We start from the raw sequence: 25,599 nt of genomic DNA on the forward strand, positions 1-25,599 counted from the left end.
GCTTCGTCCTCCAGTACGCCTTCGGCGGCCTCTCGGAAGCCATCGAAGCCGAACGGACAGAATAGCTACTCACGACGGTTCGATGTTCTCCTCCGGAGACGATGAGAAGAGACGACCCGGGCATCGCGTTTCGATGGCGTCCGCGCACCGGGCGGTCCAAAGGACCCGGTAGGTGTGCGGTTCTCGGCGCGGCGAAGCCGCCTGATGACATCACGAAAGGCGCTTCGCGCCTTTCGAACGACGCGTCAGCGCACCCGACCAGCAAAGAAGGTCATTGGAAGCCCAGATGGCCGCCTTCGCGCCGATCGCGGCCGGGCGTGCTCCCGCCCTTGAACTGCTCTTCGACCTGCTCGTAGTAGTCGAGGATGTCCTCGGTGATGGTCGGCCGGACGTTCTCCATGGCCCGGCGGAAGTGGCGCATCTCGACTTCCTCGGCGTCGACGTCCTCGCGCAGCGCCTCGATGGCGGCCTCGCGGGCGATGGAGGCGAGGTCGCTGCCGACGTAGCCGTCGGTGATCTCGGCGAGTTCGCGCAGCGAGACGTCGGGGGCGAGCGGGATGTCCTCGGTGTGGATCTCGAGGATGCGCTCGCGGCCCTCGGTCCCGGGCTGGCCGACCATGACCAGCCGGTCGAAGCGCCCGGAGCGGATGAGCGCGGGATCGATGATGTCCGGGCGGTTCGTCGCGCCGATCACCATGACCTCGCCCATCTCCTCCAGCCCGTCGAGTTCGGTGAGGAGCTGATTGACGACGCGCTCGGAGACGTTGTTCCCGACCTCCTGACCGCGACCGGGCGCGAGCGAGTCGAGCTCGTCGAAGAAGATCACCGTGGGACTGACCTGCCGGGCCTTCCGGAAGGTCTGGCGGATGGCCTTCTCGGACTCGCCGACCCACTTCGAGAGGAGCTGTGGTCCCCTGACGGAGATGAAGTTCGCGTTCGTCTCGTTGGCGACGGCCTTCGCCATGAGGGTCTTCCCGGTGCCGGGCGGCCCGTAGAGGAGGACGCCCGCGGGCGGGTCGATGCCCATGCGATCGAACTTCTCGGGGCTGTTCAGCGGCCACTCGACGGCCTCTTGGACGTCCTGCTTGGCGTCCTGCAGCCCGCCGACGTCGTTCCACGTGATCTTCGGAAGCTCCACGAGCACCTCGCGCATCGCGGAGGGTTCGACCTCGCCGAGCGCGCCGCGGAAGTCCTCGCGCTTGACGATCATCCGGTCGATGAGGCTCGGCGGGATGTCCTCCTCCTCGAGGTCGATCTCGGGGAGGTATCTGCGGAGGGCGCGCATCGCGGCCTCCTTGGTGAGGCTCTCGATGTCCGCGCGACGAAGCCGTGCGTCTCGTCGGCGAGGTGTCCGAGGTTGACGTCGTCGGAGAGCGGCATGCCGCGCGTGTGGATCTTGAGGATCTCCTCGCGACCGACCTCGTCGGGGACGCCGATCTCGATTTCGCGATCGAAGCGCCCGGGGCGCCGGAGCGCGGGATCGACGGCGTCCACGCGGTTGGTCGCCGCGATGACGATCACTTGGCCTCTCCCTTCGAGACCGTCCATCATCGTGAGGAGTTGGGCGACGACGCGGCGTTCGACCTCGCCGGTGACGTCCTCGCGCTTCGGCGCGATGGAGTCGAGTTCGTCGATGAAGATGATGGAGGGCGAGTCGTCCTTCGCGTCCTCGAAGATCTCTCTGAGCTGCTGCTCCGATTCGCCGTAGTACTTCGAGATGATCTCGGGACCGGCGATGGAGAAGAAGCTCGCGGACGTCTCGTTGGCGACGGCCTTCGCGAGCAGCGTCTTCCCGGTGCCGGGCGGCCCGTGGAGCAACACCCCCTGTGGCGGCTCGATGCCGAGCTTCTGGAATATCTGGGGGTGTTTCATCGGGAGTTCGACCATCTCCCGGACGCGCTGGATCTCGTTCTGGAGACCGCCGATGTCCTCGTAGGTGATGCCGCCACCAGTGCGCTCGAAGCCGCTGATCGGCTCCTCGCGGAGTTCGACGTCGGTGTCCTCGGTGACGAGGACGACGCCCTCGGGTTCGGTGTCGACGGCGATCAGCGGAATCGCCTGCCCCGGCGAGCGCATGAACGGGTGGTTCGTGGAGGACATGACGGGGACGATGTCGCGCGAGACGACCGGGCGCTTGAGGATCTGGCGCTTGACCATCCCGGCCGCATCACTGCCGAACTGGACGCTCGCATCCTCGGGCGGCGCGAGCACGAGCGAGTCGGCCTTCTCGGCTTCGGCCTTCCGGATCTCGACGCGCTCGCCGATGCCGACGTCCGCGTTCTGGCGGGTGAATCCGTCGATGCGGACGGTGTCGGTGTTCCAGTCCTGCCGGTCGGCCCGCCAGACCTTCGCGGCGGTGGTGTCACCGCCCTCGATCTCGATGATGTCGCCCGGGCTGAGCTTCAGATGCAACAGCGTGTCGGGATCGAGGCGCGCGATACCGCGTCCCGAGTCGTTCGGGTACGCCTTCGCGACCTCGAGTTGGACTTCGTTCATTGTCTGGGGTGTCCGATAGGGGTAGCTTCTCGTCGCGAGAGGGAAACGTCTTCCCCCGGACGAGCACTCTGTGCTACACTATCACACCCGAGTACATATCGCTGGCGTTCACCCGAACATCGGCCGGTGTCGGCAGAGGGCTACGTTTTTCGCCGCCGCGACCCGAGTGAGGGTATGACCACGCTCGCCTTCGACGGACGGACGGGCGCGAGCGGCGACATGCTCCTCGGGGCGCTCGTCGCCGCCGGCGCCGATCCCACCGTCCTCTCGCCCGTCGAGACCGCCCTCGACGTGACGTACGAGATCGAATCGGTGACGAAGCGAGGCGTCCGCGCGACCTCGATGACGGTCCACCACGCCGACGCGGCCGGTGACGACGGGCGCTCGCACGCGGACGGCGACGAGCACGCCCACGACGGCCACAAACACGGCGACGAGCACGCCCACGACGGCCACGAACACGACGACGAGCACGCCCACGACGGCCACGAACACGGCGTCGAGCACGCCCACGGCGGCCACGCAGATGGTGCGGAGGGACACGGCCCGAATCGGACGTACGCCGAGGTCGTCGAGGCTGTGGAGGCGATGGGTCTCCCGGCGTCCGTCGAGTCGGACGCGCTCGCGACGTTCGAGATCCTCGGGCGCGCGGAGGCCGCCGTCCACGGGACGGAGTTGGACGAAACGCACTTCCACGAGGTCGGCGCGGACGACGCGATCGCGGACGTGGTCGGCGTCGGTCTGCTCCTCGCCGATCTCGACCCCGATCGCGTCGTGACGACACCCGTCGCGGCCGGCGACGGTGAAGTCGAGATGAGCCACGGCACGTATCCCGTGCCCGCGCCCGCGGTCGTCGAGATCGCCGAGGGCGCGTCGTGGCGCCTACGCGGCGGTCCCGTGGAGACGGAGCTGCTCACGCCGACGGGCGCGGCGCTCCTCGCGCACCACGCCGAGGGCGTGGACGAGACGCCGGCGATGACGGTACGCGAGTCGGGATACGGTGCGGGTTCGAAGGACCTCGAAGCGCGGCCGAACGTCGTGCGCGCCGCGGTCGGGAAGGAGCGCGCGGAGAAGGAGCGCGCGGAACACGACGCAGGTGAACGCGGCGAGGCGGATGAGCACGGCGGGACGAGCGGGCGCGGCGAAACAGGTGAGCACGGCGAGACGAGCGGGCGTACGGGTGAGAGCAGCGGGTGTACGGGCGAGAGCGGACTCATCCGCGACGACGTCGTGGTGCTGGAGACGAACCTCGACGACGCCCCGCCGGAGGTGCTGGGCGGACTCCAAGAGACGCTCGCGGACGCGGGCGCTCGCGACGTCTCGATCGTCCCATTGACGATGAAGAAGGCCCGTCCCGGCCACCTCGTGAAGGTCGTCACGAAGCCCGACGACGCCCAGCGGGTCGCGCGTCGCCTCGCGACGGAGACGGGGACGCTCGGGATCCGAGAGGCGGGGGCGACGCACCGCTGGATCGCCGAGCGCGACTACGAGACGGCGAGTGTCGGGATCGACGGCGAGACGTACGACGTGACGGTGAAGATCGCGAGCGACGACGCGGGCGAGGCGTACGATTACAGCGCGGAGTACGACGACGCACACGCGGTCGCGCACGAGACCGGAGTGCCCGTGCGCGAAGTGATGCGTCGCGCCGTCGAGACCGTGCGCGCGGAGCGATAGAACGAGGACGCGCACGCGTCGCGCGTCGGTGAGGGCGGCCGGGCAAAGTGCGTGTGCGTCGCGAACCGGGCCGAGCGCCTGTGCGTCACGACTCCCTGTGTCGTTCGAGGGCCTCGTCGAGCGTGAGGTCGCCCGTCGCGACCCGGCGAGCGAGTGCTCGGTGATCGTGCGGTTCTCCTCGGAGCGCTCGCGCGAGCGCTGCTTGATGACGTCGAGTTCGCCCGCGGTGGGTTCGAAGCTGCGCTCGTGGACGACCTCCCCCTCCAAGCGCGCGATGTTGACGGCGGCGAGCACGTCGTCCATGCCGCGCGCGCCGCGCCCGAGATAGGGCGTCGTTCCCGTCTCGTCCACGAGTTCGACCGCGACGTCCTCGAGGGCATCGATGATCCGAGTCCCGTGGAGTCGCGCGCCATCGCCGACGCGGACGATGGGATCGGGGGCGTCCCGGACTTCGTCCAGTACGACGTCCGCGGCGTCCTCGACGGGGACGTGGAAGACGGCGACGACGAGATCGCCGGAGAGGACGGCGATGCCGGGACGGGGACCGGGATCGACGCCGACGACGGTGCGTCCGCCGCCGCGCAGGACCGTCAAGGCCTCCTCGACGGCCGCGCGCGGATCGTCCGGGTCCGCGACGACGACGTCGCGGGGGACGTCGAGTTCGTCGTCCGGGCCGGCGATGACGACCTCGGCGTCCGCGGGGAGGGGGTCGCCGGGTTCGACGGTCGTGAACGCGGCGCCGCGCTCGCGGAGTTCGCCGACGACCTCGTGGTACACCTCGAAGTCGGCGGTGGCGACGACGATCACGCGCGAAGGGAGGGCGAGCGGGGAGAAAAAGCCTTCCCGAGCGCGGCCCGCGCGGCGAGTCGGGAACGGCAGGGCCCGTCCATCGGCGCGCTTTTCCGCCGCGGTGCGCTACTGGCGGCCGATGGAGCCACTAACGACGGGGTGCGCGCCGCTCGACGACCTCCTCGGCGGCGGAGTGGAGCGCGGGGCGGTCACGCAGGTGTACGGACCGCCGGCCGCGGGGAAGACGACCGTCGCGCTCGCCGCGGCCGCGCACGTCGCCGCGAGCGGCGGCACCGCCGTCTACGTGGACACCGAAGGGCTCTCGCCCGATCGCTTCGAGCAGGTGCTCTCGGCGGTCGCCGACGATCCCGATGCCGCCGCGGAGCGCATCGTCGTCAGCGAGGCCCGCGACTTCGACGAGCAGGCCGAGGCTGTGAAGGACGTCGAAGAGTTCGCGGAGCGCGCGGACCTCGTCGTCCTCGACTCCGCGACCGGCTTCTACCGACTGCGGCGGACCGAAGCGGGAAGCGAGAGCGGCGAGGCGCTGCGCGAGGTGGCACGGCAGATCACGCACCTGCTCTCGCTCGCGCGGCGCCACGATCTCGCGGTCCTCGTGACGAATCAGGTGTACACCGATCCGGACGCCGATCGGACGCGCCCGCTCGGCGGACACACGCTCGAGCACTGGACGGCGACCGTCGTCAGACTCGAACGGTTCCGCGGCGACGTCCGTCGCGCCGTTCTGGAGAAACACCGGGCGAAGCCGAGGGGCGAGCGCACGCGCTTCGAGATCACCGAGCGCGGGATCGAGGCGGCGTCGGAGGAAGTCGAGTTCTAGGTCTAGAGTTCGCCGAGCTTGCGCAGGAGCTGGCCCTCGTACTCCTCGTCGGCCTGCACGCCTTTCACTTCGAGGACGTTGCGTTCGAGAGTGTCGAGCGCCATGTAGTACGCGTTGTCGGCGCGTATCCCTCTCCGGTACCGGCAATCTGACCCTGATTGGTGCGCAGGCGGATCTGACACTGGATGAGCGGCGTGCCGCGCAGGCGCTCTTTGTGCTCGTGGAAGCGCACGTGGGCGTGGCGGACGTGGAGCTTCGAGTACTTGCCCGTGACCTCCTCGATGCCGTCGCGGACGTCCGCGCGCGTGAGCGTGTCGAGCAGGTCGATGTTCGTGATCTGGACGTCCATGTGCTCCTCCTCGGTGTAGGAGAGCGCGCGAAGCACGTCCGTCTTCGTGAGGACGCCGATGACGGTGTCAGGCTCGTTCTCCGTCGTCACGACGAGACCGGCGTAGTCGTTCCCCAGCATCGTGCGGACCGCGGACTCGACGGTATCGTCGGGGCGGACGGTCGTGACCGGCTCGGACATCACGTCCGCGACGGGGAGATCGATCATCCGCTCGACCTCGCCGCGCCGGTCGCCGGTCGTCGTCTTCTCGATGTCGCGCGTGACGAAGTTCACGAGGTCGTACGTCGTCACGACGCCCGTGAGGTCGCCGCCCTCGTCGAGGACGGGGAGTCGGGAGACGCCGTGCTCGCGCAGGCGGTTGATGATCGTCCCGAGGGTGGCGTCCTCGGATACAGTGACGACGTCAGCCGTGTAGATCTGCTCGACCGTCAGCGCGTCGAGGCTGTCGAGGACCGCCTCGAGGATGTGATCTTCCGTGACGATCCCCCAGAGCTGGTCGGTCTCGAAGACGGGCGCGACCTTCGTGCCGCCCTCGACGAGCTTGCGGGCGACGTCGCGGACGTCCTCCGTCCGTTCGAGCTTCGGGGCGTTGCCCTCGGGGTTCGCGAGCGTGATCGCGCGCGTGTCGTCCTCGATGTGGGAGCTGAGGAGCTGCTTCTGCGTGATGACGCCCTCGTACTCCGCGCCGCCGGCGCGAGTGACGATGACGCCCTTCGGGTTCTCCTCGTCGAAGAGCGCGCGCACTTTCCCGAGGCGCTCCTCGGCGTCGACCTCGACGTAGTCCTGGGTCGCGATATCGGAGATGTCCATGTGTACCCGCGACGTTGACTCGGTAGGGTCTAAAAGATTATTGCAGCTACAGACGCGTCGAGAATCTCGATATCAGGACAGTCAGGTGCTCTCAGCCCGACCAAAGGCATTTATCGACGGACGTGGTATTAAGACCCATGGGAGAACGTGTCTGTTATCGTGAATTCTGTCCCGAGTGCGACGCGCCGATCACGCACGTCGACGATACCTGCCCCGATTGCGGGGCCGACCTCGACACGTAGCGAGCGTCTCCCCGGCGCTACAGGACGGATTCGAGCGCGTCGTCGCGCGAGATGACGCGACGGACGACGTCGGCGTCTTCGAGGAGTCGGTGCTTCGAGAAGACGCCGCGTCCGCGGCCGCGGCTGTGCTTCTCGCTCCGGATGACGTTGAGGAAGTCCTGCTCTTCCCGAAGACGAGGAGGTCGTCCGGTTCGCGTCCGAAGACCGCGGGATTGAGCGCCTCAGCCACGCGCTGCATGTGCTGGTCCCGCCCGACGATCCGATCGGGCTCCGGGACGTGGCTGATCTTGAGGAGTTCCTCCCGCGCGAAGACCGGCTCCTCGTAGCGGAAGAGCGGGTCGCGGTCGTCGCGTTCTGCCATTCGCGGTCAGCGATCGTTGCCCGAGCGCACGCATGAGTGTGGCGGACCGGTGTCGCGGATGTAAGAATGGTGTATAGAGGCCTTACAGCCCTGTTAAGGTGGTTTCTATCGAGACAGTCTAAGGACCGTGATCGCGAATGTACGCGAGAGCCACACACCCTCATCACGTAACGACGAGGAAGCACCTCGACGGTGGTGTCGCGAATGTATATCGGTGAGAAAGGGTAGTTCAGCGTCTGATGTATGTGGTTGTGTAATCGGGATCGCCGAGAAGGGAGGTGAATCGGGCGCGGGACACACACCACCGTCGCGAATGTGTCAGTGAGAGAGCAGGGGCGAAGAGAGAGCGGGAGGAGCGGCGATGTATCCGGCGAAGGGCGGAACGGAAAGTCAGCAATAGTTGCCGGAGAACGAAGCATCGTCCTCAATGTACAGAGAACTGAATCAATAAATTATGACGAAGGGATTTGATATAGTTGCACCGATTCTGTATTGCGTCGCGGAATCGACCCTCAGTCCGCCACACCGAATACACTCGCGACGGTGGTGTGTCCTCCTTCCCGGTCACCCTCCACAGGCGGGTCCCACTCCCGCGTCCCTCCCGCAGATGCATCCAGAACCGAAGCCGTCGCGAGCGCGACGAGGGGACGGGCGTCCGCGGTAGATGGAGCACGGGACCGGATCACGACGACGCCGCGGTATCGAATAGCAGGGTGCCCGAGTCGGTGACGGTGAGCGTCACGACGCGCTCCGATTCGCCGCATCCCGCGTGACCGTGACGTTCCGCACGACGCGCTCGTCGCCCATTCGCGCCTCAATGCGGTACGTCCCCCTATCCGCGTTCGTGGTCGTGAGCGTCGTGACGCGCTCGCGGTCCCCCGGCGCCAGCGTGACGTCCTCGTCGAGGAGCGCGTCTCCGTGCGCGTGGACGGAGACGCGAACGGTGTGGTTCGCGCCGTCGTGGTTCGCCGCGTGCATCGGCACCGCGTACGTGCGGAGTTTCGTCTGCGTGTGGTCGCCGACGGGCGCGCCCGCACACCCCGCGAACATCGCGAGACACACGACGAAGACGGCGAGGAGGGCCGAACGCGTCATGTGAGGAACGGGAACGGGGATCGGGAAGTGTCTTCGGGACCGATAGGAGCCGACGGCTAGAACGGGACGAACCATCGGGGCTAGCGGCCGGCGACCGAATGGCTCGAAGTCCGCGCGAGCGAAGCGAGTGCGGGCACGCGAGAACGGAGTTCTCGCTCAGAGCCCGGTCGGTCGCCGGTTCACTCGCGCCATCAGGCGCGAGGCCGACGACTGAACGGAGCGCCGAAGGCGTGAAGTAAAGGGGGAGAGCTGTCGGCCGAGCTGTCGGCCGAGCGAAGTCGCTACGCGGCTGAGCGCAGCGCGAAAGGTCGAGAAGTGGGTCGGGGCGGATTTGAACCTCAATCGTTCCGCTTCGCTCCACTCCGTGATTGAAATCCACCCGAATTCACGTTGACGAACGGGCTCCTCTCTCGTTCGTCGTTGCGGTTCGTCAAAAGTGGGTTGGGGCGGATTTGAACCGCCGACCTCCTCCATGTCAAGGAGGTGTCATAGCCTGACTAGACCACCAACCCGCGGTGGCGCGTTCCTCCGAACGCATCCAATCGTTGGCCGGGGGTACAGTTGAAGGTTTCGAACCGGACCCACCGAGGGTGACGTTCTCACCCGCTCGTGCGCGACAGACTTATACTGGTGTACAGACTTGTACATCATAAGCCGAAACAGTACACCGGTGTCCACTATGCAGGACTACATCGAACGCGTCACCGAGGGAGAGGATCTGTCGCTCGACGGGGCCCGCGAGGCCGCGACCGCCGTCTTCGACGGCGCGAGCGACGCACAGATCGGCGCGCTGCTCGCAGCGCTGCGCGCGAAGGGCGAGACGGAGACGGAGATCGCGGGGTTCGCACAGGGGATGCGCGACGCCGCGATCACGATCGATCCGGCCCGCAGCCCGCTCGTCGACACCTGCGGCACGGGTGGCGACGACTACAACACCATCAACGTCTCCACGACGTCCGCCATCGTCGTCGCCGCCGCGGGCGTCCCGGTCGCCAAACACGGCAACTACTCCGTTTCCTCCTCGTCGGGGAGTTCGGACGTGCTGGCGGAGGTCGGCGTCGACCTCGACGCCTCCCCGGACGCGGTCGAGTCGCACATCGAGGAGTACGGGATCGGGTACATGCACGCGCCCGCGTTCCACCCCGCGATGAAGGCCGTCATCGGCCCGCGACGCGAACTCGGAATGCGGACGATCTTCAACGTCCTCGGCCCGCTGACGAATCCCGCGGACGCGGACGCACAGGTCCTCGGCGTCTACGATCGCGACCTCGTCACCGTCATCGCCGAGGCGCTCACGGAGATGCCCGCGGAGGACGCCCTCGTCGTCCACGGCAGCGGGCTGGACGAGATCACGATCCACGACGAGACCGCCGTCGCGGAGGTCCACGGCGACGACGTCGAGGAGTACACTCTGACGCCCGCGGATCTCGGTCTCGACCGCTCGCCCATCGACGCCATCGCGGGCGGCACGCCGGAGGAGAACGCCGCCGACCTGCGGGGTATCGTCGAGGGCGAGGTGACGGGCGCGAAGCGAGACGTCATCCTCGCGAACGCGGGCGCGGCCGTCTACGTCGCCGGGGAGACTGACACCCTCGAAGCCGGCGTGGACGCCGCGCGCGAGGCCATCGACTCCGGGGCGGCCGCCGAGAAACTGGCCGTCCTCCGCGACGCGAGCGCGGAGGCGAGCGTGGAACAGTGACGATGTCCGTGACGCGCGCCCGCGTGAAGGTCTGCGGGCTGACGAACGCGGCGGACGTCGAGACGGCCGTCGAAGCGGGCGCGGACGCGCTCGGGTTCATCGTGGACGTGCCGGTGGACACGCCCCGCGAGATCGACCCCGAGACGGCGGCGGCCCTCGTCGCGGACGTCCCGCCGTTCGTCACGTCCGTGCTCGTGACGATGGCCGATTCCGATGCGATTCCGGCGCTCCGCGAGACGGTCGGGAGCGACGTCGTGCAGGTCCACGGCGACATCGACCCGGACGACCTCGACGCGCTCGCCGGCGACCTCGACGCGGGGATCGTGAAGACGGCGGACGCCGCGGATCCCGAGACGGCGCGCGCGCACGCCGCGGCCGCGGACGCCTGCTCGTCGACTCGACGGACGCGTCGGGAGCGGGCGGCACCGGGCGGACGCACGACTGGGCGGCGACGCGTGATCTCGCGCGCGACCTCGACACGCCGGTCGTCCTCGCGGGTGGTCTCACTCCCGCGAACGTCGCCGAGGCGGTGCGGACGGTCGAGCCGTTCGCCGTGGACGTCGCCTCCGGCGTGGAGTCCGAGGGGGGCGTGAAAGACGCCGAGGCGGTGCGGGCGTTCGTGGAGAACGCGACGCACGCGTTCGAGGTCGAGGACCGGGGGGTGTCGGCTTGATGGGTCTCGACGTCGCGCGGGACGAGTTCGCGGAGCGCGCGGCCGGCGACGGACCCGGCGTCGTCTACGCCGAGGCCACGATCGACGCGGACGTCTCCCCGCTCGGCGCGTACGCGGCGCTCGCGGACGGCGACTACGCCTTCCTCCTCGAATCCGCGGAGAAGACCGCCGCCTCGGATCCCGGCGGCGCGTTCCGCCCGCGGGACGTGGAGGCGGGCGAGCGTCACGCGCGTTACTCGTTCGTCGGCTACGATCCCGACGCGGTCGTGAGCGCGACGCCCGACGGCGCGACGGTCGAGCGCCTCGCGGACACGCGCGCCGCCCGCGCCGTCACGCCCGGCGACGGCGACGTCCTCGATCAACTGCGCGGCGCACTCCCGGACGCGGAGCGGCGCGGCTTCCCCGAGAGCGAGCGCCAACTGCTCGACGGCGGCCTCGTCGGATTCGTCGCCTACGACGCCGTCTACGACCTCTGGCTCGATGAGGTGGGCGTCGAGCGCCCGGAGACGCGCGTGCCGGACGCGGAGTTCGTCCTGAACACTCGCGTGCTGCGCTTCGATCGCGCGACCGGCACGCTCTCGCTCGTCTGCACGCCCGTCGTCGATTCCGACGCGGACGACGTCGAGGGGATCTACGACGACCTCGTCGCGGAGGTCGCGCGCGTCGAGGCGGCGTTGGCGGACGCGAACGAACCCGAAACCGGCGGCTTCGAGCGGACGGACGAGACGGCCGGCCCGCGGGACGAGTACGAGGACGCGGTCGAGCGCGCGAAGGACGCCGTGCTCGACGGCGAGATCTATCAGGGCGTGATCTCACGAACGCGCGAACTGGCGGGCGACCTCGACCCGCTCGGGCTCTACGCGTCACTCCGGGAGATCAATCCCTCGCCGTACATGTACGTCCTGAAGCACGGCGATCGGACGGTCGTCGGCGCCAGCCCGGAGACGCTCACGAGCGTCCACGGTTCGGAAGTGTTGAACAACCCGATCGCGGGGACGTGTCCGCGGGGGACGAGTCCCGTCGAGGACCGCCGGCTCGCGGGCGAGATGCTCGCGGACGAGAAGGAGCGCGCGGAGCACACGATGCTCGTCGACCTCGCGCGCAACGACGTCCGGCGGGTGAGCGACGCCGGTTCGGTCCGCGTCCCTGAGTTCATGCGCGTGCTCAAGTACAGCCACGTCCAGCACATCGAGTCGACGGTGACGGGCCGCTTACGCGACGACTTCGACGCCTTCGACGCGATCCGCGCGGCGTTCCCCGCGGGGACCCTCTCCGGCGCGCCGAAGGTGCGCGCGATGGAACTCATCGACGAACTCGAGCGGGATCCACGAGGCATCTACGGCGGCGGCGTGGGGTACGTCTCGTGGACGGGCGACGCGGACATCGCCATCTGCATCCGCACGGCGACGGTGGAGCACGGCGCGGGCGGCACGGACACGGGAACGGGCGGCGCGGACGTCGTCCGCGTCCGCGCGGGCGCGGGTATCGTCGCGGACTCCGACCCGACGAGCGAGTACGAGGAGACGGAGAAGAAGATGGGCGGGGTACTCGACGCCCTCGATGCGATCACGCGGACGCCCGGGGAGGTGGAGCGATGAGGGTCGTCTTCGTCGACAACTTCGATTCGTTCACCTACAATCTCGTGGAGTACGTCAGCGAGCACCCCGGCGTGGAGACGAGCGTGCTGAAGAACACGGCGTCGCTCGCGGACGTCGAGGCCGAGGAGCCGGACGCGCTCGTCATCAGCCCCGGGCCGGGCCACCCGAAGAACCCGCGCGACGTCGGCGTCACCGCGGACGTCCTCACGGATCTCAGCCGCGACGTGCCGACGCTCGGCGTCTGTCTCGGCATGGAGGCCGCGGCGTACGAGTACGGGGGGGCAGTCGGGCACGCGCCCGCGCCCGTCCACGGGAAGGCCTTCCCCATCACGCACGACGGCGCGGGCGTCTTCGTCGACATCGAGGACGGCTTTCAGGCCGGACGATACCACTCGCTGATCTGTACGGAGATCCCCGAGTGCTTCGCCGTCACCGCGACGACGGAGCACGGCGGCGAGACGCTCCCGATGGGCATCCGCCACCGCGACTACCCGATCGAGTGCGTGCAGTTCCACCCGGAGAGCGTGCTCACGGGCGTCGGCCACGACGTCGTCTCGAACTTCCTCGAGTCGGTGGACGCCTAGAGGAACGTCGAGACGATCCAGAGCGCGCCGACGACGATGACGGCGAGCACGATGAGCTTCGACGCGACGTTCAGGACGAACTTGCCGACGAACACGGCGAGCAGCGCGACGACGAGCGCGATGACGAGCGACCCGAGGTCGCCGCCGGGAAGCCCGAGGACGAACGGCAGCGCGGTCGCGGTCGGTGTGACGGGAGCCATACGGGGAGCGTCGTCGGGTGAGACGAAAAGTCTGGGGGCGGCGCTCTCGGGCCGGCCGCCGGTGAAGGTGAAAACCGGACAGCACCAGCGCGGCTGACGCCGACCGGCCGGCCACTTTCACACCGGTTTACGAGGGGTTATGATCCTGCCGCGAATACCGGAGAGTACGTGCGAGACCGAGATGGTTGTCACTGCGTGACGTCCGGCGGGACGTGACGCAACTACTATGACCGGTCCGCCAGTAACGATTGGTCGTCTCGAATCGACCCCTTCACACCTCTCAGAATGAACCCCAAACCCACCTGTACGTCGCGAGCAGCACGGAGGCACGTCGCATGAGTTCGAACGATATCGGCGCGGACGAGATCTCCCTCCCGATCAAGCGCGTCGACGGCGACACGCTCGCCGATCGGATGACCGAGAACGCGTACAACAACATCCTGCCGGCGCGCTACCTCCGGCAGAACGCCGACGGCGACCTCGTCGAAGAGCAGGAGGATCTCTTCTCGCGCGTCGCGAAGAACATCGCGCTCGCCGAGGCCGTCTTCGAAGCCGAGAAGCAGGGCGTCGACGTGACCGTCACGCCCGCCCTGCTGAAGCCCGACCATCCGCGTCGCGACGAGCTCGTCGCCGAGGTCTTCGGCGAGGACGTCTCCGTCGACGACGACGTCGAGATCGAACTCGACGAGGAGAACGTCAACAAGTTCGCCTACGAGACCGTCGTCCCCGAACTCCCCGACGCGTCCGCGAGCACGTCGAGGACACCGCCGAGCGCTTCGAGGGACTGATGAGCCGGCTCGCGTTCATGCCGAACTCCCCCACGCTGATGAACGCCGGCGACGAGCTTCAGCAGCTCTCCGCGTGCTTCGTCGACTCCCCGGACGACGACCTGACCGACATCCACCAGACCGCGAAGGAGGCGGCCGAGGTGTTCCAGAGCGGCGGCGGGATGGGCTACGCCTTCTGGCAGCTCCGCCCCTACGGCGACCCCGTCGGCTCGACGGGCGGCATCGCCTCCGGCCCGATGACGTTCATGGAGACGTTCGACCAGATGTGCGAGACGATCGCACAGGGCGGCGCGCGACGCGGCGCACAGATGGGCGTCATGTGCATCTCCCACCCGGACGTCATCGAGTTCATCCACTCGAAGAACAAGGACGTCTCGCTCGCGCACTGCCTGAAGCTCAACGATCCCGACGACTACACGTACACGACCTTCTCGGAGGCCGTAGAGGAGGCCCGCGACCTCATCGACGAGGACGGCAAGGTCCCGAAACACCTGCGCAACGCCGTCGAGGGCCACCTCTCGAACTTCAACATCTCCGTCGGCGTCTCCGACGACTTCATGGAGGCCCTCCAGAACGGTGAGGAGTTCACGTTCACGAACCCGCGGACGGGCGAGCCGCACATCGCCACCGCGGAGACGAAGGAGATGTACTCGCGCTACGACCTCGGCGAGCACGTCGACGTCGGCGAGGAGTTCTCCATCCCCGCGGAGCTCGTCTGGGAGCGCATCGTCGAGGGCGCCCACGAGAACGGCGAGCCGGGCGTCGTCTACCTCGACCGGGCGAACTCGGAGCACTCCTTCGACGTCGAGGAACACCCCAGACATGAAATGTTAGCGACAAATCCCTGCGGCGAGCAGCCGTTGGAGGAGTACGAGGCCTGTAACCTCGGGCACATCAACCTCTCGACGGTCGTCGCCGAGGACGCCCCCGACTGGCGCGTCTGGAGCGAGGAGCACGAGTACGACACCCTCGATGAGGGCATCTCGCGCTTCCTCGACGAGGCGCTCGACATGGCGGAGTTCGACTACCGCATCGAGACCGGCACCCGGTTCCTCGAGAACGTCGTCACGATGTCGGACTTCCCCGTGCCGGAGATCGAGGAGAAGGTCTCCGAGATGCGCAAGATCGGTCTCGGCATCATGGGTCTCGCGCAGCTCTACGTCCAGCTCGGCATGCGGTACGGCGACGAGCCGGCGAACGAGGTCGCGAGTCAGGTGATGCAGCACATCAACCACGGCTCGAAGTCGGCTTCCCACGAACTCGCCGAGGAGCGCGGCTCCTTCGACGAGTGGGACAACTCGAAGTACGCGAACCCGACCGAGTACGCCGAGTGGTTCGAGCACCACACGGGCGAGGACCCCGAAGCGTACGCGGAGGGGTACGCGATCCGCAACCACAACACGACGACGATCGCGCCGACGGGGACGACGTCGATGCTCGGCAACACCACGGGTGGCTGTGAGCCGATCTACAACGTCGCCTACTACAAGAACGTCTCCGACGACGTGCAGGGCGACGAGATGCTCGTCGAGTTCGACGACTACTTCCTCCGCACGCTGGAGGCGAACGACGTCGACGTCGAGGCCGTGAAGGAAGAAGCGCAGGAGCAGATGGCGAACAACGAGTTCGACGGCGTGACCGGGCTCTCCACCGTCCCGGACGCCATCGGCGAACTCTTCGTCGTCACCGCGGACCTCTCCGGCAAGCAGCACGCGGCCGTGCAGTGCGCGTGTCAGGACGGCGTCGACTCCGCCATCTCGAAGACCTGCAACTTCCCGAACTCCGCGTCCGTCGAGGACATGCGCGAGGTGTACGAGTACATCTACGACCACGGCGGGAAGGGCGTCACCGTCTACCGCGACGGCACGCGCTCGAAGCAGGTCCTCACGACGCGCGCCGACAACGCCGAGTTCAGTGAGATGGAGGAGGACGAGGCCGCCGAGGCGATGCTGGAGAGCATTCAGGAGACGTTCGGCGACCTCGAAGGCTTCCTCGAGAACGAGGAAGTCCGCTCGGCGGTCGGTGAGGACGTCGAGGAACTCGTCGAGGTCGACATCGCACCCGAGGGCGCACAGAAGCGCCCCCGCCCGGACGTCCTCTACGGCGTCACGCAGCGCATCGACACGGGCTACGGGAAGCTCTACGTGAACATCAACGAGGACGAGAACGGCCGGCCGTTCGAACTGTTCGCCAACATCGGCAACAGTGGCGGCTTCACCGCTTCGTTCACCGAGTCGCTCGCGAAGACGGTCTCGACGGCGCTGCGCGCCGGCGTCGATCCCGACGAGATCGCGAGCGAACTGCAGGGCATCCGCAGCCCGAAGGTCGCGTGGGACAAGGGCGAGCAGATCAACTCCATCCCGGACGCCATCGGCACGGCGATGCGCCGCTATCTCGACGGCGAGATCGACAAGCAGGTGCCGAAACAGCAGAACCTCACGGAAGTCGCGGAGGAGGACGTCGAGAGCGTCGAAACGGACGGCGCGGGCGCGGCGAGCGCTGACGTCGACGTCGGCGACGCCACGTCCCCGAACGTCGACGTCGGTGAATCCGCACCGGAGGCGGGTCAGCCCGAGAGCGAGTCCGACGCGACCGCCGACCTGCTCGCGGCCGGCGAGAGCCCCGAGTGCCCGGAGTGCGGCGCGATGGACCTCTACTACTCCGAGGGCTGCAAGACCTGCCAGTCCTGTGGCTGGTCCGAGTGCTCGTAGGCTGACGCGACGCTGATCACGCGGTCTCTCTTCTCTCGTCTGCCGTCTCTCGTCTCGCGTTCCTCGCTCGTCCGCGTGCCACCGCCACGCGTAACGTTCTTGCTCGCGGCCGTCGAGTCTCCGACGTGAGCGACGCCGACGCGGGCGACGAGCGCGGCGGGCGACCGTGCCCGATGTGCGAGACGCCGATGTACAAACGCCACTGCAAGTACGTCTGCCCGAGCCACGGCGTCGTCTACGACTGCGCCGACACCTTCTGGTGACTCAGCGATCGCGCCACCACGCGTACGTCGGGCCGGCGACGACGAGCACGCCGACGGCGGCGATTCCGACGGCGAGGAGCGGATCGACGCGAACGGCGGCGACGGCGAAGCGATCGAGACCGGCGCCGACGGCGACGGCGGCGACGGTCCACGGGAGTTCGCCGAGAAGCGTCCCGAGCGCGAACGCGCGGAGGGGGACGCCGCCGGCGCCCGCCGCACCGGAGATGGCTTCCGCGGGCGTGGGGACGAGGCGGGCGGCCGCGACGCCGCGAACGCCGCCGGTGCGTTCGAAGTACGCCGTGCTCCCGCCGGCGAGTCGGCCGACGATCCCGCCGGCGTCGGTGTCGGCGGAGAACCGACGACCGGCGTAGTACGCGGGGAGGCTCGTCGCGACGACACCGCAGAGGGCGATCGGGAGACCGACGACGACGCCGTAGCGATACCCGCACAGCGCGGAGAGGACGGTGATCGGCCACGCGAAGACGGGCCGGATCGCGTAGAGGGCGCAGAGGACGAGGGGGAACCACGGGCTGGCGAGGAGCGCGCGGACGCGGGCGAACCCCGCCGCGGGCGAGACGAGGAGCGCGGCGGCGGCGATCGCGGCGACGACCGCGAGGAGGACGACGCCGTGCGCGCTGGGACTGCGACTCACGGCCCGCGGTAGGCCGGCGGTGGGAATAGGTCTTCTTCTCCGTCCGCAGGCGCTATGTGGACGGCGAACGCAGGGACGCGTAGTGACGCGAGAGGACGCGCGAGAGGGCGATCCCGATCCACAGCCGGACCGGGAGGACGCGACGCTGTCCGATCCGCGGTTTCGCGGTGCGGATTCGTCGGCCGACAGCGGCCGTGGGACCGACGGCGGCGACAGCGGCGACGTCGACGGCGGCGATAGCGACGGCGTCGGCGACGGAACCGACAGTTGCGGACGCGAGGGAACCGACGAGAACACGAGCGTCGGGCAGGGTGACGGCGGGACCGCGGGCGATCGTGCGGACGCCGCGGACGCTGATCCGGTCAAACTCGGCGTGGCGCTCCTCGATCGCCTCGAAGACGACGAGCTCTCGATGGCGGAACTGATGGATCGCGTCGAGACGGTCTCAACGCATCCGCGGATCGTCCGCGAGATCATCGAGGCCGCGGAGGAACGCGGGATCATAGCGCGCGAGGGAGGGACGGTTCGACCGCAGGGCGGCGGCTACGTCCGCTTCGGCGCGGACGTCGTGACGAAGGAGGGTGAGTTCTCGTGTCGACGCTGCGGGACCGGGCTCTCGGAAGGCCACTTCATCCGACTCGACGCGGGCGAGATCGGCCCGTTCGGCTCGTCGTGCATCCGGAAGGTCACCGGTCGGGAATAGCGTCGAGGGCGTCCTCGATACGTTCGCGTTGTTCGTCGAGCGCGTCGAGTTGCGCGTCGAGCGTGCGCCGCTGTCGGGCGATGGTGTCGCGTTGGGCCTCGACGCGATCGCGTTGTTCATCGAGCGCGTCCCGCGCGGCTTCGAGGTCGGCCGCGATCGCGGCGAGATCGACGCCGTCGGAATCGTGATCGGGGACCGTCGATGCGGCGTTCGTTTCGGCGGACGCGTCGACGGGATTCGTCGCTCCCGGGGTCATCGCATCGTCTCGCGACGCATCCGTCGTCTCGGTATTCGCCGTCTCGGTGTCCGTCACTCCGTCGGCATCCGCCATCGCGTCGTCTCGCGACGCATCCGTCGCCTCTGCCTCCGTCGTCGCGGTAGCGTCTGTCGTCGCCTCGGCCTCCGTCATCGCGGTAGCGTCTGTCGTCGCCTCGGCCTCCGTCGCCCCGTCGGCGTCCGTCGTCGCGTCGGTCGCCCCCACGTCGGACAGCCTCGCGTCCGTCACCGCGTCGGCGTCCGTCGTCGCGTCGGCGTCCGTCACCGCGTCGGCGCTCGCGTCCGCCGCGACGGTCGACGCGTCCGCGTCGGCCGCATCGCGATCGTCAGCCTCGGAGCCGTCCGTCTCGCCGGCACTCGATCCACCGATGGCGTCGATTCCGGCCTCCTCGAAGGCGGCGCTCGCGTCGATCGCGTCGGATTCGTCGTCCGCGGCGTCCTCGACCTCCTCGGCGACGAGGTCCCGGAACGCCGCGTACGAGGGGACGCCGCGGGCCTCGTAGAGGGCGTTCTCGACTGTCTCGCGGACGTCGCGGAACTGCTCGTTCGGCACCTTGATGCGGCGGGTGCGACCCGTCGTCTCGAGGACGAGTTGGCTCGCGACGTTGCCCTCCTCGGCGTCGATGTCGATGACGTCCGCGTACGCGATCTCGTCGTGATCGGTGTTCCAGACGGCCGCGCCGACGTGGCGGACGAGGCGCCGATCGGTGACGACGAGCGTGAGTTCGCTGAAGTGGTACGTGCGGGCGACGGACTCGCCGGAATCGGTGACGTCGGCGGCGTTCAGCACGCCCGCGAGGACGGGGTGCAGGACGTCGTCGACCCGGCCAGAGGGGACGGCGAAGGAGCGCTCGCCGTCGAGACCGTAGTCGAGCGTCACCGTCGCCTTCCGCCGACCGTCGTCGACGGTGACGCGCTCGGCGTCGTGGCCGAACTCCTCGACGGACTCGTTGCTGAGCAGGCCGTCGGCGTGGTACACGAGCGTGCGAGTCGGCGTGACGAATAACGCGTCGTCGCCGCGGAGGGGCACGCGTGCGGCGACGGACTCGTCACCGAGCGTCGACGCGACGGCGGCGGGTACGTCCATACGCCGTCGTACGCGCGCCCGTGCATAAAATCGACGCCGTATCGTGGGGCGTGCATGCATCAAGCACTGCCGAAAGAGAACTTTAATACGCGACCTCCGATTAGGGACGGGTGAGCCCGGGTGGCTTAGTCTGGTCATAGCGCCGCACTCATAGGGTTCCGAGATTCGGTGCGGCAGCCATTCGGTGGCTGTGCGTGTCCCCCGAGGCCCGCCGAGCCTCGAACCTGGGACATGCGGAGGCCGAGGGTTCGAACCCCTCCCCGGGCACTTTCTGACGTGACCGCGAACGGTAGTGAGCGGTCCGTCTGAAATCCCGGGATTGCGGGTGAGAATCCGTAGGTCCGAGACGAGCGTCAGCGAGTATCGGGCAGGGAGTGAAGTGAGCGAACGCGAGGGGAACGACCGTGGTTCCTGAACCCCTCCCCGGGCACTTTCTGGCGTGACCGCGAACCGGAGAGCGGCACCGCCGTCAGCGGTTCGGGTTTGCGGACCGCTCGTGCGCGGGGACCGAACGGCTCGCCCCCTCAGGCGAGGGCGGGTTCGGTGATGTCGCCCGTGACCGCGTCGTGCGCGTCCGTCCACGCGTCCTCTTTCGTGCGGGCGATGTCCTCGATCACGCGCGCGACGTGGTCGCCGCCGGCGCCGAACTCGGTGTAGAGGCGCATGAAGTCCGCGGCGACGGCGTGCGCGTCGGCGAGCGAGGGGACGGCGGCGATTTCGTACGTCTCGAGGGACGTGTCGACGCTCCCGTACCGGATGTCGACGCGGTAGCCGCGTTCGTCGTCGGCGACGGCGGCGGGCACGCGCGCCGGCGCGAGGACGAGTCGTAGGGGCTGATCGAGGTGCGCGTACTCGACGACGGCACGAGGATCGTACTTCCGGCCGGCGTCCTCCTCCCAGTCCGGATCGTCACGCGTCCAGTTCGGGGGTACGGTGAGACCGTCACTCATACCCGGTGATTCTCGCGGCCCCCTGAAACTATTACCGGCCCCCGCGACCGTCGCGGCCGCTCTCCGCTACAACGGGTCGGCACATCAGACGACGGTCGCAGAATCGTTCGTGAACTGTTTCGAGGGTTCTAAACGGGTTATGAAACGACCGAGAGATCCCAGTTCACGCGTCGAGTGGTGTGAAACGACTGGAACCATCGCGCCCCTATATGGACACCCGGGCCGTTACGATCGATGAGGTCAGCCCGACAATGTCGAACCAGCCACTCCACGAAACCCCGCTGCGGCGGCTCGGTGATCGCGCGGACGGGTTCTCCCTGCTCCGCAAACCGATCGAGGCGCTCGGCTTCTGGAGCGCCATCGCCCTCCCCTTCCTCTACGTGCCGCTCGTCGTGAGCGGCCTGCAGACGACGAGCGCGCAATACGCGTGCATCCTCCTGATCGTCCTCCACGTCGTCTCGCTCGTCGCCGGTCGCGAGTACCACGCGGAGTGATCCCGTTTCTCTCACGCCCGTTCGTACGTCGCTCGTAGCGTCCCACCGGTCACGAGGTCGGCGTCGTAGATCGCGTCCACGAGCGCGTCGCGCGTGATGTCGGCATCGACGTCGAGCGCGCCGCCGACGGCGTAGGCGTCGAAACGATACGTGTGCGGGTCGTCCCCCGCGGGCGGGCACGGACCGCCGTAGCCGTAGTCACCGAACCCGTTTTCGCCCTGTTGGGCGCCGTCGAGCGACGCCACGGTCCGCCCGTGCGGGACTCCCGACGGGAGGTCGGCGTCCGCCGGAACGTTCCAGAGCAGCCAGTGCGTGAACGTCCCGTTCGGCGCGTCCGGATCGGTGACGACGAGCGCCCACGTCGCGGCGCCCGCGGGCGCGTCGAGCGAGACCGGCGGCGAGACGCCCGTCCCGTCGCACGTGTAGCGCGCGGGGATCGCCTCGCCGTCGTCGAACGCGGCGCTCGTCGGATCGCACTTGCCGGGATCGCTCGACGTGCGTGAGCGCGAGCAGCCGGCGAGCGGGGCGCACGCGGCGGCGACGGCCGCGAGAGTGGCGCGTCTGGTCGGCACGGACGGGGTGACGCGCGCGAGCGCGAAAAGCCTTCGCCGCCCGCGCTCCCCTCGCCCCCTCAGTCCGCCCGCGCGCCGTCGTCGACGAACCGTCGGAGTTCGCGGTGGAGCGCGCGGCGCTTCAGGAGGCAGAAGCCGGCGAAGACGACGAGGAAGCCGGCGGCGGTCGTGGCGTCGAGGGTCTCGCCGAGGAGCCACCAGCCGACGACCGCGGCGACGATCGGCGCGACGTACGAGACGAGGTTCACCTCGACGGAGCCGAGGCGGTCGAGGAGGGAGAAGTAGAGGAGGAAGCCGAGGGCGCTCGCGACGACGGAGAGGTAGCCGAGCGCGGCGAGGGGGTCGGGGGCCAGCGGGACGCGCTGCGGCTCGCCGAGCGCGACGCTCGTCGCGTTCATCAGGAGCGCGCCGAGGAGCATCGACCACGCCTCGACCGTCGCGGGCGGGAGGTCGGGATCGAGGCGCTCAGTGAGGGTGCTCCCGAGGGCGAACGAGGCGGTCGCGCAGAGCACGAGGAGCGAGCCGAGGGCGTTCGAGTCGAGGAGGACGGAGAGGTCTCCGCGCGTCACGACGGCCGGGGGGACGACGAGAACGACGACGCGACGAGGCCGCAGCAGAGGCCGAGAACGCCGAGCGGCGTGAGGCGGTCGTCCGGGAGGACGAAGCGGCCGAACCCGGTCGTGATGACGGGGCTGAGGCTGACGACGACGGCCGCGGCGGCGGACGTCACGCCGGGGCGGGCCTCGCCGGCGAAGAGGAAGGCGTGGTAGGCGGCGATGAGGAGGAGGCCGCCGACGGCGACGGTGAGCCACTCGCGGCGCGTCCGCGGGCGCCACCGGTCGGCCGTGACGCCGACGTACGCGAACATCAGGACGGCGGCGACGTCGTAGCGGAGCGCCGCGAAGAAGACGGGCGGGAAGTGGGCGAGGCCGGCCTTGATCGCGACGAAGGCCGACCCCCAAGCGGTGGCGAGGACGCAGAACAGGAGGGCGTCGCGGTACCGGGTCACGGCGGTACGAGGCCCCCGCAAAGGGTCAGCGTTTCGATCCGTTCGTCAGGCGTCCGGTTCGTCGGCGTCCGCGGTCCGCTCGCGGTAGACGGCGCCGAGGACGTCCTGCCGGGCGACGATCCCGACGAGGTGGCCGTCCTCGACGACCGGGATCCGGTTGACGTCCTCCTCCCCGTCGGCGAGGACGGCGAGCACGTCGTCGAGGGACGCGTCCGGCCTCACCGTCGTCACGTCGGTCGACATCACCCCGCTGATCGGCCGGCCGGCGTTCTTCGCGAGGTCGAGTTCGACGTCGAGTTCGTCCCACGAGAGATCGAGCGCGTAGGTCAGGCTCTCGAGGAACGGCGGGAGACCGAAGGGAACGTAGAGGGTGCGATCGCTCGGCTGGAAGATGTCCACGAGGTCGTGTTCGGTGACGACGCCGACGAGGTCGCTCCCGTCGACGACCGGGAAGCCCGTGAAGTCGCGCCGGGAGAGCTTCGTCAACACGTCCCCGATCTCGTCGTCGGGGGCGACGGTCTCGACGTCCGTCGTCATCAGATCGCGCGCGGTGAGCGCCATACCGAACATCTCGTCGGCGGCGGGTAGTAGTAGTTGTGGGGATCGGCGCACCGCTTAAGTCCGCGCGGGAGATAGCCACGGTATGGCCACCGTGGGCCGGCAACGGCTACGTGAGCTGTTCGACGACGCACCGACCCCGCACATCGCCCACCCGCCCCACACGCACCACCGGGACTACTACGTGGCGACGGACGGGTCGTTCGCTCCCAGCGGCGGGGGACTCGGCGTCATCATCGAGACGGGAATCGGGGAGCGCGTCGCGCGCCTCGCCGTCCCGGATCCGGCCCCGGACAACAACGTCGCGGAGTATCGCGCGCTCCACCTCGGTCTCGACGTCCTCGCGAATCGGGCGCCCGCGGACGCGAACATCGGCGTCCTCGTCGATCACAGCGCCCTCGCCGGCGACGTCAACCTCGCCGTGCTCGCGGGGCGCGGCTCGCGGTACCGCCCGGTTCGGGACGCGGCCGTGCCGGCCGGCGCGGCGAACCACTGGCGCGGCATCCGCGCGCGGGTCGCGGGCTTCGGTGCGCTGCGCGCGGCCGAACTCGAGAGCGCCGAGAACCCCGCGCACGTCCTCGCGAACGCGCCCGAGGAGTACGCGCACGTCAACGACGAGCCGCCGCGCTGCCCGCTTCCGAACGTCGAACGCGACGAGCCGCAGATCCCGCCGCCGAGTCGGGCGAACCGGCATGCGGGGGACTAGTCGGAACTTCCAGTTCCGACTGAACGGCGAGCGGCGACGCCGCGAGCGGGCCCGAAGGGGCCGCCGAACACGCGAGCGCCGAGGTCGGGCGCGAGCGCATGCGTCGGATCGCGGGAAGGGGCCCGGGGGCGGATCCGGGATCGATCAGTCGAGTGGCTGGACGAGTTCGACGACGTGGCCGTCCGGATCCTCGATGAACGCCGTTCGCGCGCCGGCGGCGTCGTTGTCGGCGGGCTTCTGGACGACGCCGTGATTCTCGATCTCGTCGAAGGCGCGATCGACGTCCTCGACGCCGACGGCGAGGTGGTCCCAGCGGTCGCCGTCGTCGGTCGGCGTGACGCCCTCGGTCTCGGAGAGTTGGAGTTCGATCCCGGCCTGATCCGCGACGTAGCGATTCGCCGTCTCACCGCTCTCGAAGCCCCACGTCTCCTCGAAGCCGAGTTGCTCGACGTACCACGCGACGCTCGCGTCGACGTCCGCGACGTTCAGGCAGACGTGGAGGAGGTCGGCGTTCACGCGTCGTCCTCCTGCGCGTCGACGACGGCGACGCCGGCGAGGTTGACGATGTCCTTGACTTCGTCGCCGCGCTGGATGACGTGAACCGGCTCGTCCATCCCGGTGAGCATCGGGCCGATGGCGTCGGCACCACCCAAGCGCTGGAGGAGCTTGTAGCCGATGTTGCCGGCCTCGAGGTTGGGGAAGACGAGGCAGTTCGCCGGCCCGTCGAGTTCCGCGAAGTCGTAGGTGTCCTCGAGGATGTCCTCGACGACCGCCGTGTCCGCCTGCATCTCCCCGTCGACCTCGAAGTCGATCGTCGGGTCGTCGCGCAGGCGCGTGGCGGCCTCGGCGACCTTGTGCGTCCCCTCGGTCTCGACGCTGCCGAAGTTCGAGTAGGAGAGCATCGCGACGCGCGGCTCGACGTTGAAGCGTCGGGCGAGCGCGGCGACGTGCTCGGCGATCTCGGCGAGCACGGCCGCGTCGGGTTCGGTGTTGACGGTGGTGTCGGCGCAGAAGATCACGCGGTTCTTGAACGTCAGCATGTAGACGCCGGCGACGTTGTCGGCGTCGGGCGCGGTGCCGATGACTTCGAGCGGCGGACGGAGCGCGGAGGGATAGTGGTGAGTGAGACCGGTGAGAAGGGCGTCCGCGTCGCCCTGATCGACCATCACGCTCCCGAGGTAGTTCGGGTCGCGTTCGACGAGGTCCGTCGCCTCGCTCTCCGTGAGACCCTTGCGCTTGCGGATCTCGTGGAGGCGTTCGGCGTACGCCTCGGTGTCGATCTCGTCGGGATCGACGACCTCCGGCTCGAAGTCGAGACCGAGGTCGGTGACGGTGGCGTCGACGGCGTCTCGGTCGCCGATGAGGACGGGATCGGCGACTCCCTCCTCGACCATCTGGGAGGCCGCGCGGATCATCTTC

18 protein-coding genes, 2 tRNA genes and 7 pseudogenes are annotated in these 25,599 nt (G+C 68.9%); 12 read left to right on the forward strand and 15 right to left on the reverse strand.

Annotated elements, in window-relative coordinates:
• Positions 1 to 271 precede the first annotated feature (271 nt).
• Positions 272 to 2,496 (reverse strand): annotated as a pseudogene (locus tag AOZ13_RS07750) (CDC48 family AAA ATPase).
• A 174-nt stretch (positions 2,497 to 2,670) separates the two neighbouring features.
• On the opposite strand from AOZ13_RS07750, the gene larC reads away from it, so the two are divergent.
• Positions 2,671 to 4,173, forward strand: coding sequence for a nickel pincer cofactor biosynthesis protein LarC (gene larC, locus AOZ13_RS07755; protein WP_021780266.1), 1,503 nt, complete (start codon positions 2,671 to 2,673; stop codon positions 4,171 to 4,173).
• 85 nt (positions 4,174 to 4,258) lie between these two features.
• On the opposite strand, the pseudogene AOZ13_RS14955 reads toward larC, so the two are convergent.
• Positions 4,259 to 4,980: pseudogene (locus tag AOZ13_RS14955) on the reverse strand (hypothetical protein).
• A 121-nt stretch (positions 4,981 to 5,101) separates the two neighbouring features.
• Here AOZ13_RS14955 and radB point away from each other — a divergent pair.
• On the forward strand, positions 5,102 to 5,800 hold the full coding sequence (radB, locus tag AOZ13_RS07765) for a DNA repair and recombination protein RadB (protein ID WP_049933994.1): 699 nt from the start codon (positions 5,102 to 5,104) through the stop codon (positions 5,798 to 5,800).
• Between the two features lie 2 nt (positions 5,801 to 5,802).
• Here the strand turns inward: radB and AOZ13_RS07770 are convergent.
• The 4 genes and pseudogenes from AOZ13_RS07770 to AOZ13_RS07780 form a co-directional block, all read right to left on the reverse strand.
• Positions 5,803 to 6,959, reverse strand: a pseudogene (locus AOZ13_RS07770) (CBS domain-containing protein).
• A gap of 387 nt (positions 6,960 to 7,346) precedes the next feature.
• A pseudogene (locus tag AOZ13_RS15710) lies at positions 7,347 to 7,562 on the reverse strand (cell division control protein Cdc6); the annotation flags it as partial.
• Positions 7,563 to 8,300: 738 nt separating this feature from the next.
• The gene (locus AOZ13_RS07775; RefSeq protein WP_021780269.1) at positions 8,301 to 8,657 is read right to left on the reverse strand and encodes a hypothetical protein; all 357 of its coding nucleotides are present in this window, start codon (positions 8,655 to 8,657) and stop codon (positions 8,301 to 8,303) included.
• 437 nt (positions 8,658 to 9,094) lie between these two features.
• Positions 9,095 to 9,169 (reverse strand) — tRNA-Val (locus AOZ13_RS07780).
• A 167-nt stretch (positions 9,170 to 9,336) separates the two neighbouring features.
• Between AOZ13_RS07780 and trpD the strand changes: the two genes are divergently transcribed.
• The 4 genes and pseudogenes from trpD to trpG all read left to right on the forward strand — a co-directional run bounded on the left by trpD (position 9,337) and on the right by trpG (position 13,211).
• A complete protein-coding gene (gene trpD, locus AOZ13_RS07785) occupies positions 9,337 to 10,356 on the forward strand; it encodes an anthranilate phosphoribosyltransferase (RefSeq protein ID WP_020222047.1) in 1,020 nt (339 codons plus the stop codon).
• Positions 10,357 to 10,358: 2 nt separating this feature from the next.
• Positions 10,359 to 11,029: pseudogene (locus AOZ13_RS07790) on the forward strand (phosphoribosylanthranilate isomerase).
• The gene (gene trpE, locus AOZ13_RS07795; RefSeq protein WP_021780272.1) at positions 11,029 to 12,627 is read left to right on the forward strand and encodes an anthranilate synthase component I; all 1,599 of its coding nucleotides are present in this window, start codon (positions 11,029 to 11,031) and stop codon (positions 12,625 to 12,627) included. The pseudogene AOZ13_RS07790 and the gene trpE overlap by 1 nt, the downstream one beginning before the upstream one ends.
• Positions 12,624 to 13,211 (forward strand): anthranilate synthase component II, encoded by a 588-nt coding sequence (gene trpG / locus AOZ13_RS07800; RefSeq protein WP_020221951.1) that lies wholly within the window; start codon positions 12,624 to 12,626, stop codon positions 13,209 to 13,211. Before trpE ends, trpG begins: the two co-directional genes overlap by 4 nt.
• On the opposite strand, the gene AOZ13_RS07805 is transcribed toward trpG, so the two are convergent.
• A complete protein-coding gene (locus tag AOZ13_RS07805) occupies positions 13,208 to 13,411 on the reverse strand; it encodes a hypothetical protein (RefSeq protein WP_020221952.1) in 204 nt (67 codons plus the stop codon). The genes trpG and AOZ13_RS07805 overlap by 4 nt on opposite strands.
• Before the next feature lie 335 nt (positions 13,412 to 13,746).
• On the opposite strand from AOZ13_RS07805, the pseudogene AOZ13_RS07810 reads away from it, so the two are divergent.
• Positions 13,747 to 16,910, forward strand: a pseudogene (locus AOZ13_RS07810) (adenosylcobalamin-dependent ribonucleoside-diphosphate reductase).
• A 125-nt stretch (positions 16,911 to 17,035) separates the two neighbouring features.
• Positions 17,036 to 17,173: an HVO_2523 family zinc finger protein gene (locus tag AOZ13_RS14200; RefSeq protein ID WP_020221954.1), complete on the forward strand. Its 138-nt coding sequence runs from the start codon at positions 17,036 to 17,038 to the stop codon at positions 17,171 to 17,173.
• 1 nt (position 17,174) lies between these two features.
• Here the strand turns inward: AOZ13_RS14200 and AOZ13_RS14460 are convergent, their stop codons facing one another.
• Complete coding sequence (locus AOZ13_RS14460) at positions 17,175 to 17,825, reverse strand: TVP38/TMEM64 family protein (protein ID WP_021780274.1); 651 nt, start codon at positions 17,823 to 17,825, stop codon at positions 17,175 to 17,177.
• Positions 17,826 to 17,907: 82 nt separating this feature from the next.
• Between AOZ13_RS14460 and AOZ13_RS15715 the strand changes: the two genes are divergently transcribed.
• Positions 17,908 to 18,528, forward strand: coding sequence for a DUF5830 family protein (locus AOZ13_RS15715; RefSeq protein ID WP_021780275.1), 621 nt, complete (start codon positions 17,908 to 17,910; stop codon positions 18,526 to 18,528).
• On the opposite strand, the gene AOZ13_RS14465 is transcribed toward AOZ13_RS15715, so the two are convergent.
• Complete coding sequence (locus AOZ13_RS14465; protein WP_021780276.1) at positions 18,512 to 19,891, reverse strand: DUF7115 domain-containing protein; 1,380 nt, start codon at positions 19,889 to 19,891, stop codon at positions 18,512 to 18,514. The genes AOZ13_RS15715 and AOZ13_RS14465 overlap by 17 nt on opposite strands.
• Positions 19,892 to 20,005: 114 nt before the next feature.
• On the opposite strand from AOZ13_RS14465, the gene AOZ13_RS07830 reads away from it, so the two are divergent.
• Positions 20,006 to 20,158: transfer RNA gene (locus AOZ13_RS07830), tRNA-Met, on the forward strand.
• Positions 20,159 to 20,415: 257 nt separating this feature from the next.
• On the opposite strand, the gene AOZ13_RS07835 is transcribed toward AOZ13_RS07830, so the two are convergent.
• Positions 20,416 to 20,841, reverse strand: a complete 426-nt coding sequence (locus AOZ13_RS07835) for a hypothetical protein (protein ID WP_020222600.1) — start codon at positions 20,839 to 20,841, stop codon at positions 20,416 to 20,418.
• Between the two features lie 251 nt (positions 20,842 to 21,092).
• On the opposite strand from AOZ13_RS07835, the gene AOZ13_RS07840 reads away from it, so the two are divergent.
• Positions 21,093 to 21,335: a hypothetical protein gene (locus AOZ13_RS07840; RefSeq protein ID WP_020222599.1), complete on the forward strand. Its 243-nt coding sequence runs from the start codon at positions 21,093 to 21,095 to the stop codon at positions 21,333 to 21,335.
• Between the two features lie 11 nt (positions 21,336 to 21,346).
• On the opposite strand, the gene AOZ13_RS07845 is transcribed toward AOZ13_RS07840, so the two are convergent.
• From AOZ13_RS07845 to AOZ13_RS07855, 3 genes and pseudogenes are all read right to left on the reverse strand, one after another.
• Positions 21,347 to 21,907 (reverse strand): YbhB/YbcL family Raf kinase inhibitor-like protein, encoded by a 561-nt coding sequence (locus AOZ13_RS07845; RefSeq protein ID WP_021780277.1) that lies wholly within the window; start codon positions 21,905 to 21,907, stop codon positions 21,347 to 21,349.
• Between the two features lie 59 nt (positions 21,908 to 21,966).
• Positions 21,967 to 22,916 (reverse strand): annotated as a pseudogene (locus AOZ13_RS15720) (DMT family transporter).
• A gap of 45 nt (positions 22,917 to 22,961) precedes the next feature.
• The gene (locus AOZ13_RS07855) at positions 22,962 to 23,477 is read right to left on the reverse strand and encodes a CBS domain-containing protein (RefSeq protein ID WP_021780279.1); all 516 of its coding nucleotides are present in this window, start codon (positions 23,475 to 23,477) and stop codon (positions 22,962 to 22,964) included.
• A gap of 82 nt (positions 23,478 to 23,559) precedes the next feature.
• On the opposite strand from AOZ13_RS07855, the gene AOZ13_RS07860 reads away from it, so the two are divergent.
• Positions 23,560 to 24,180 carry a ribonuclease H gene (locus AOZ13_RS07860; RefSeq protein ID WP_049933997.1) on the forward strand — a complete coding sequence of 207 codons (621 nt, stop codon included), beginning with the start codon at positions 23,560 to 23,562 and terminating at the stop codon, positions 24,178 to 24,180.
• A 144-nt stretch (positions 24,181 to 24,324) separates the two neighbouring features.
• Here the strand turns inward: AOZ13_RS07860 and AOZ13_RS07865 are convergent, their stop codons facing one another.
• Both AOZ13_RS07865 and AOZ13_RS07870 read right to left on the reverse strand, forming a co-directional pair.
• Positions 24,325 to 24,696: a VOC family protein gene (locus tag AOZ13_RS07865; protein ID WP_021780281.1), complete on the reverse strand. Its 372-nt coding sequence runs from the start codon at positions 24,694 to 24,696 to the stop codon at positions 24,325 to 24,327.
• On the reverse strand, positions 24,693 to 25,599 hold a 907-nt coding region (locus AOZ13_RS07870), incomplete at its 5' end, for a phosphate acyltransferase (protein WP_267879320.1). The genes AOZ13_RS07865 and AOZ13_RS07870, both read right to left, overlap by 4 nt.

The sequence above is a fragment of the Halarchaeum acidiphilum MH1-52-1 genome (assembly GCF_000474235.1).
Classification (GTDB): Archaea; Halobacteriota; Halobacteria; order Halobacteriales; family Halobacteriaceae; genus Halarchaeum; species Halarchaeum acidiphilum.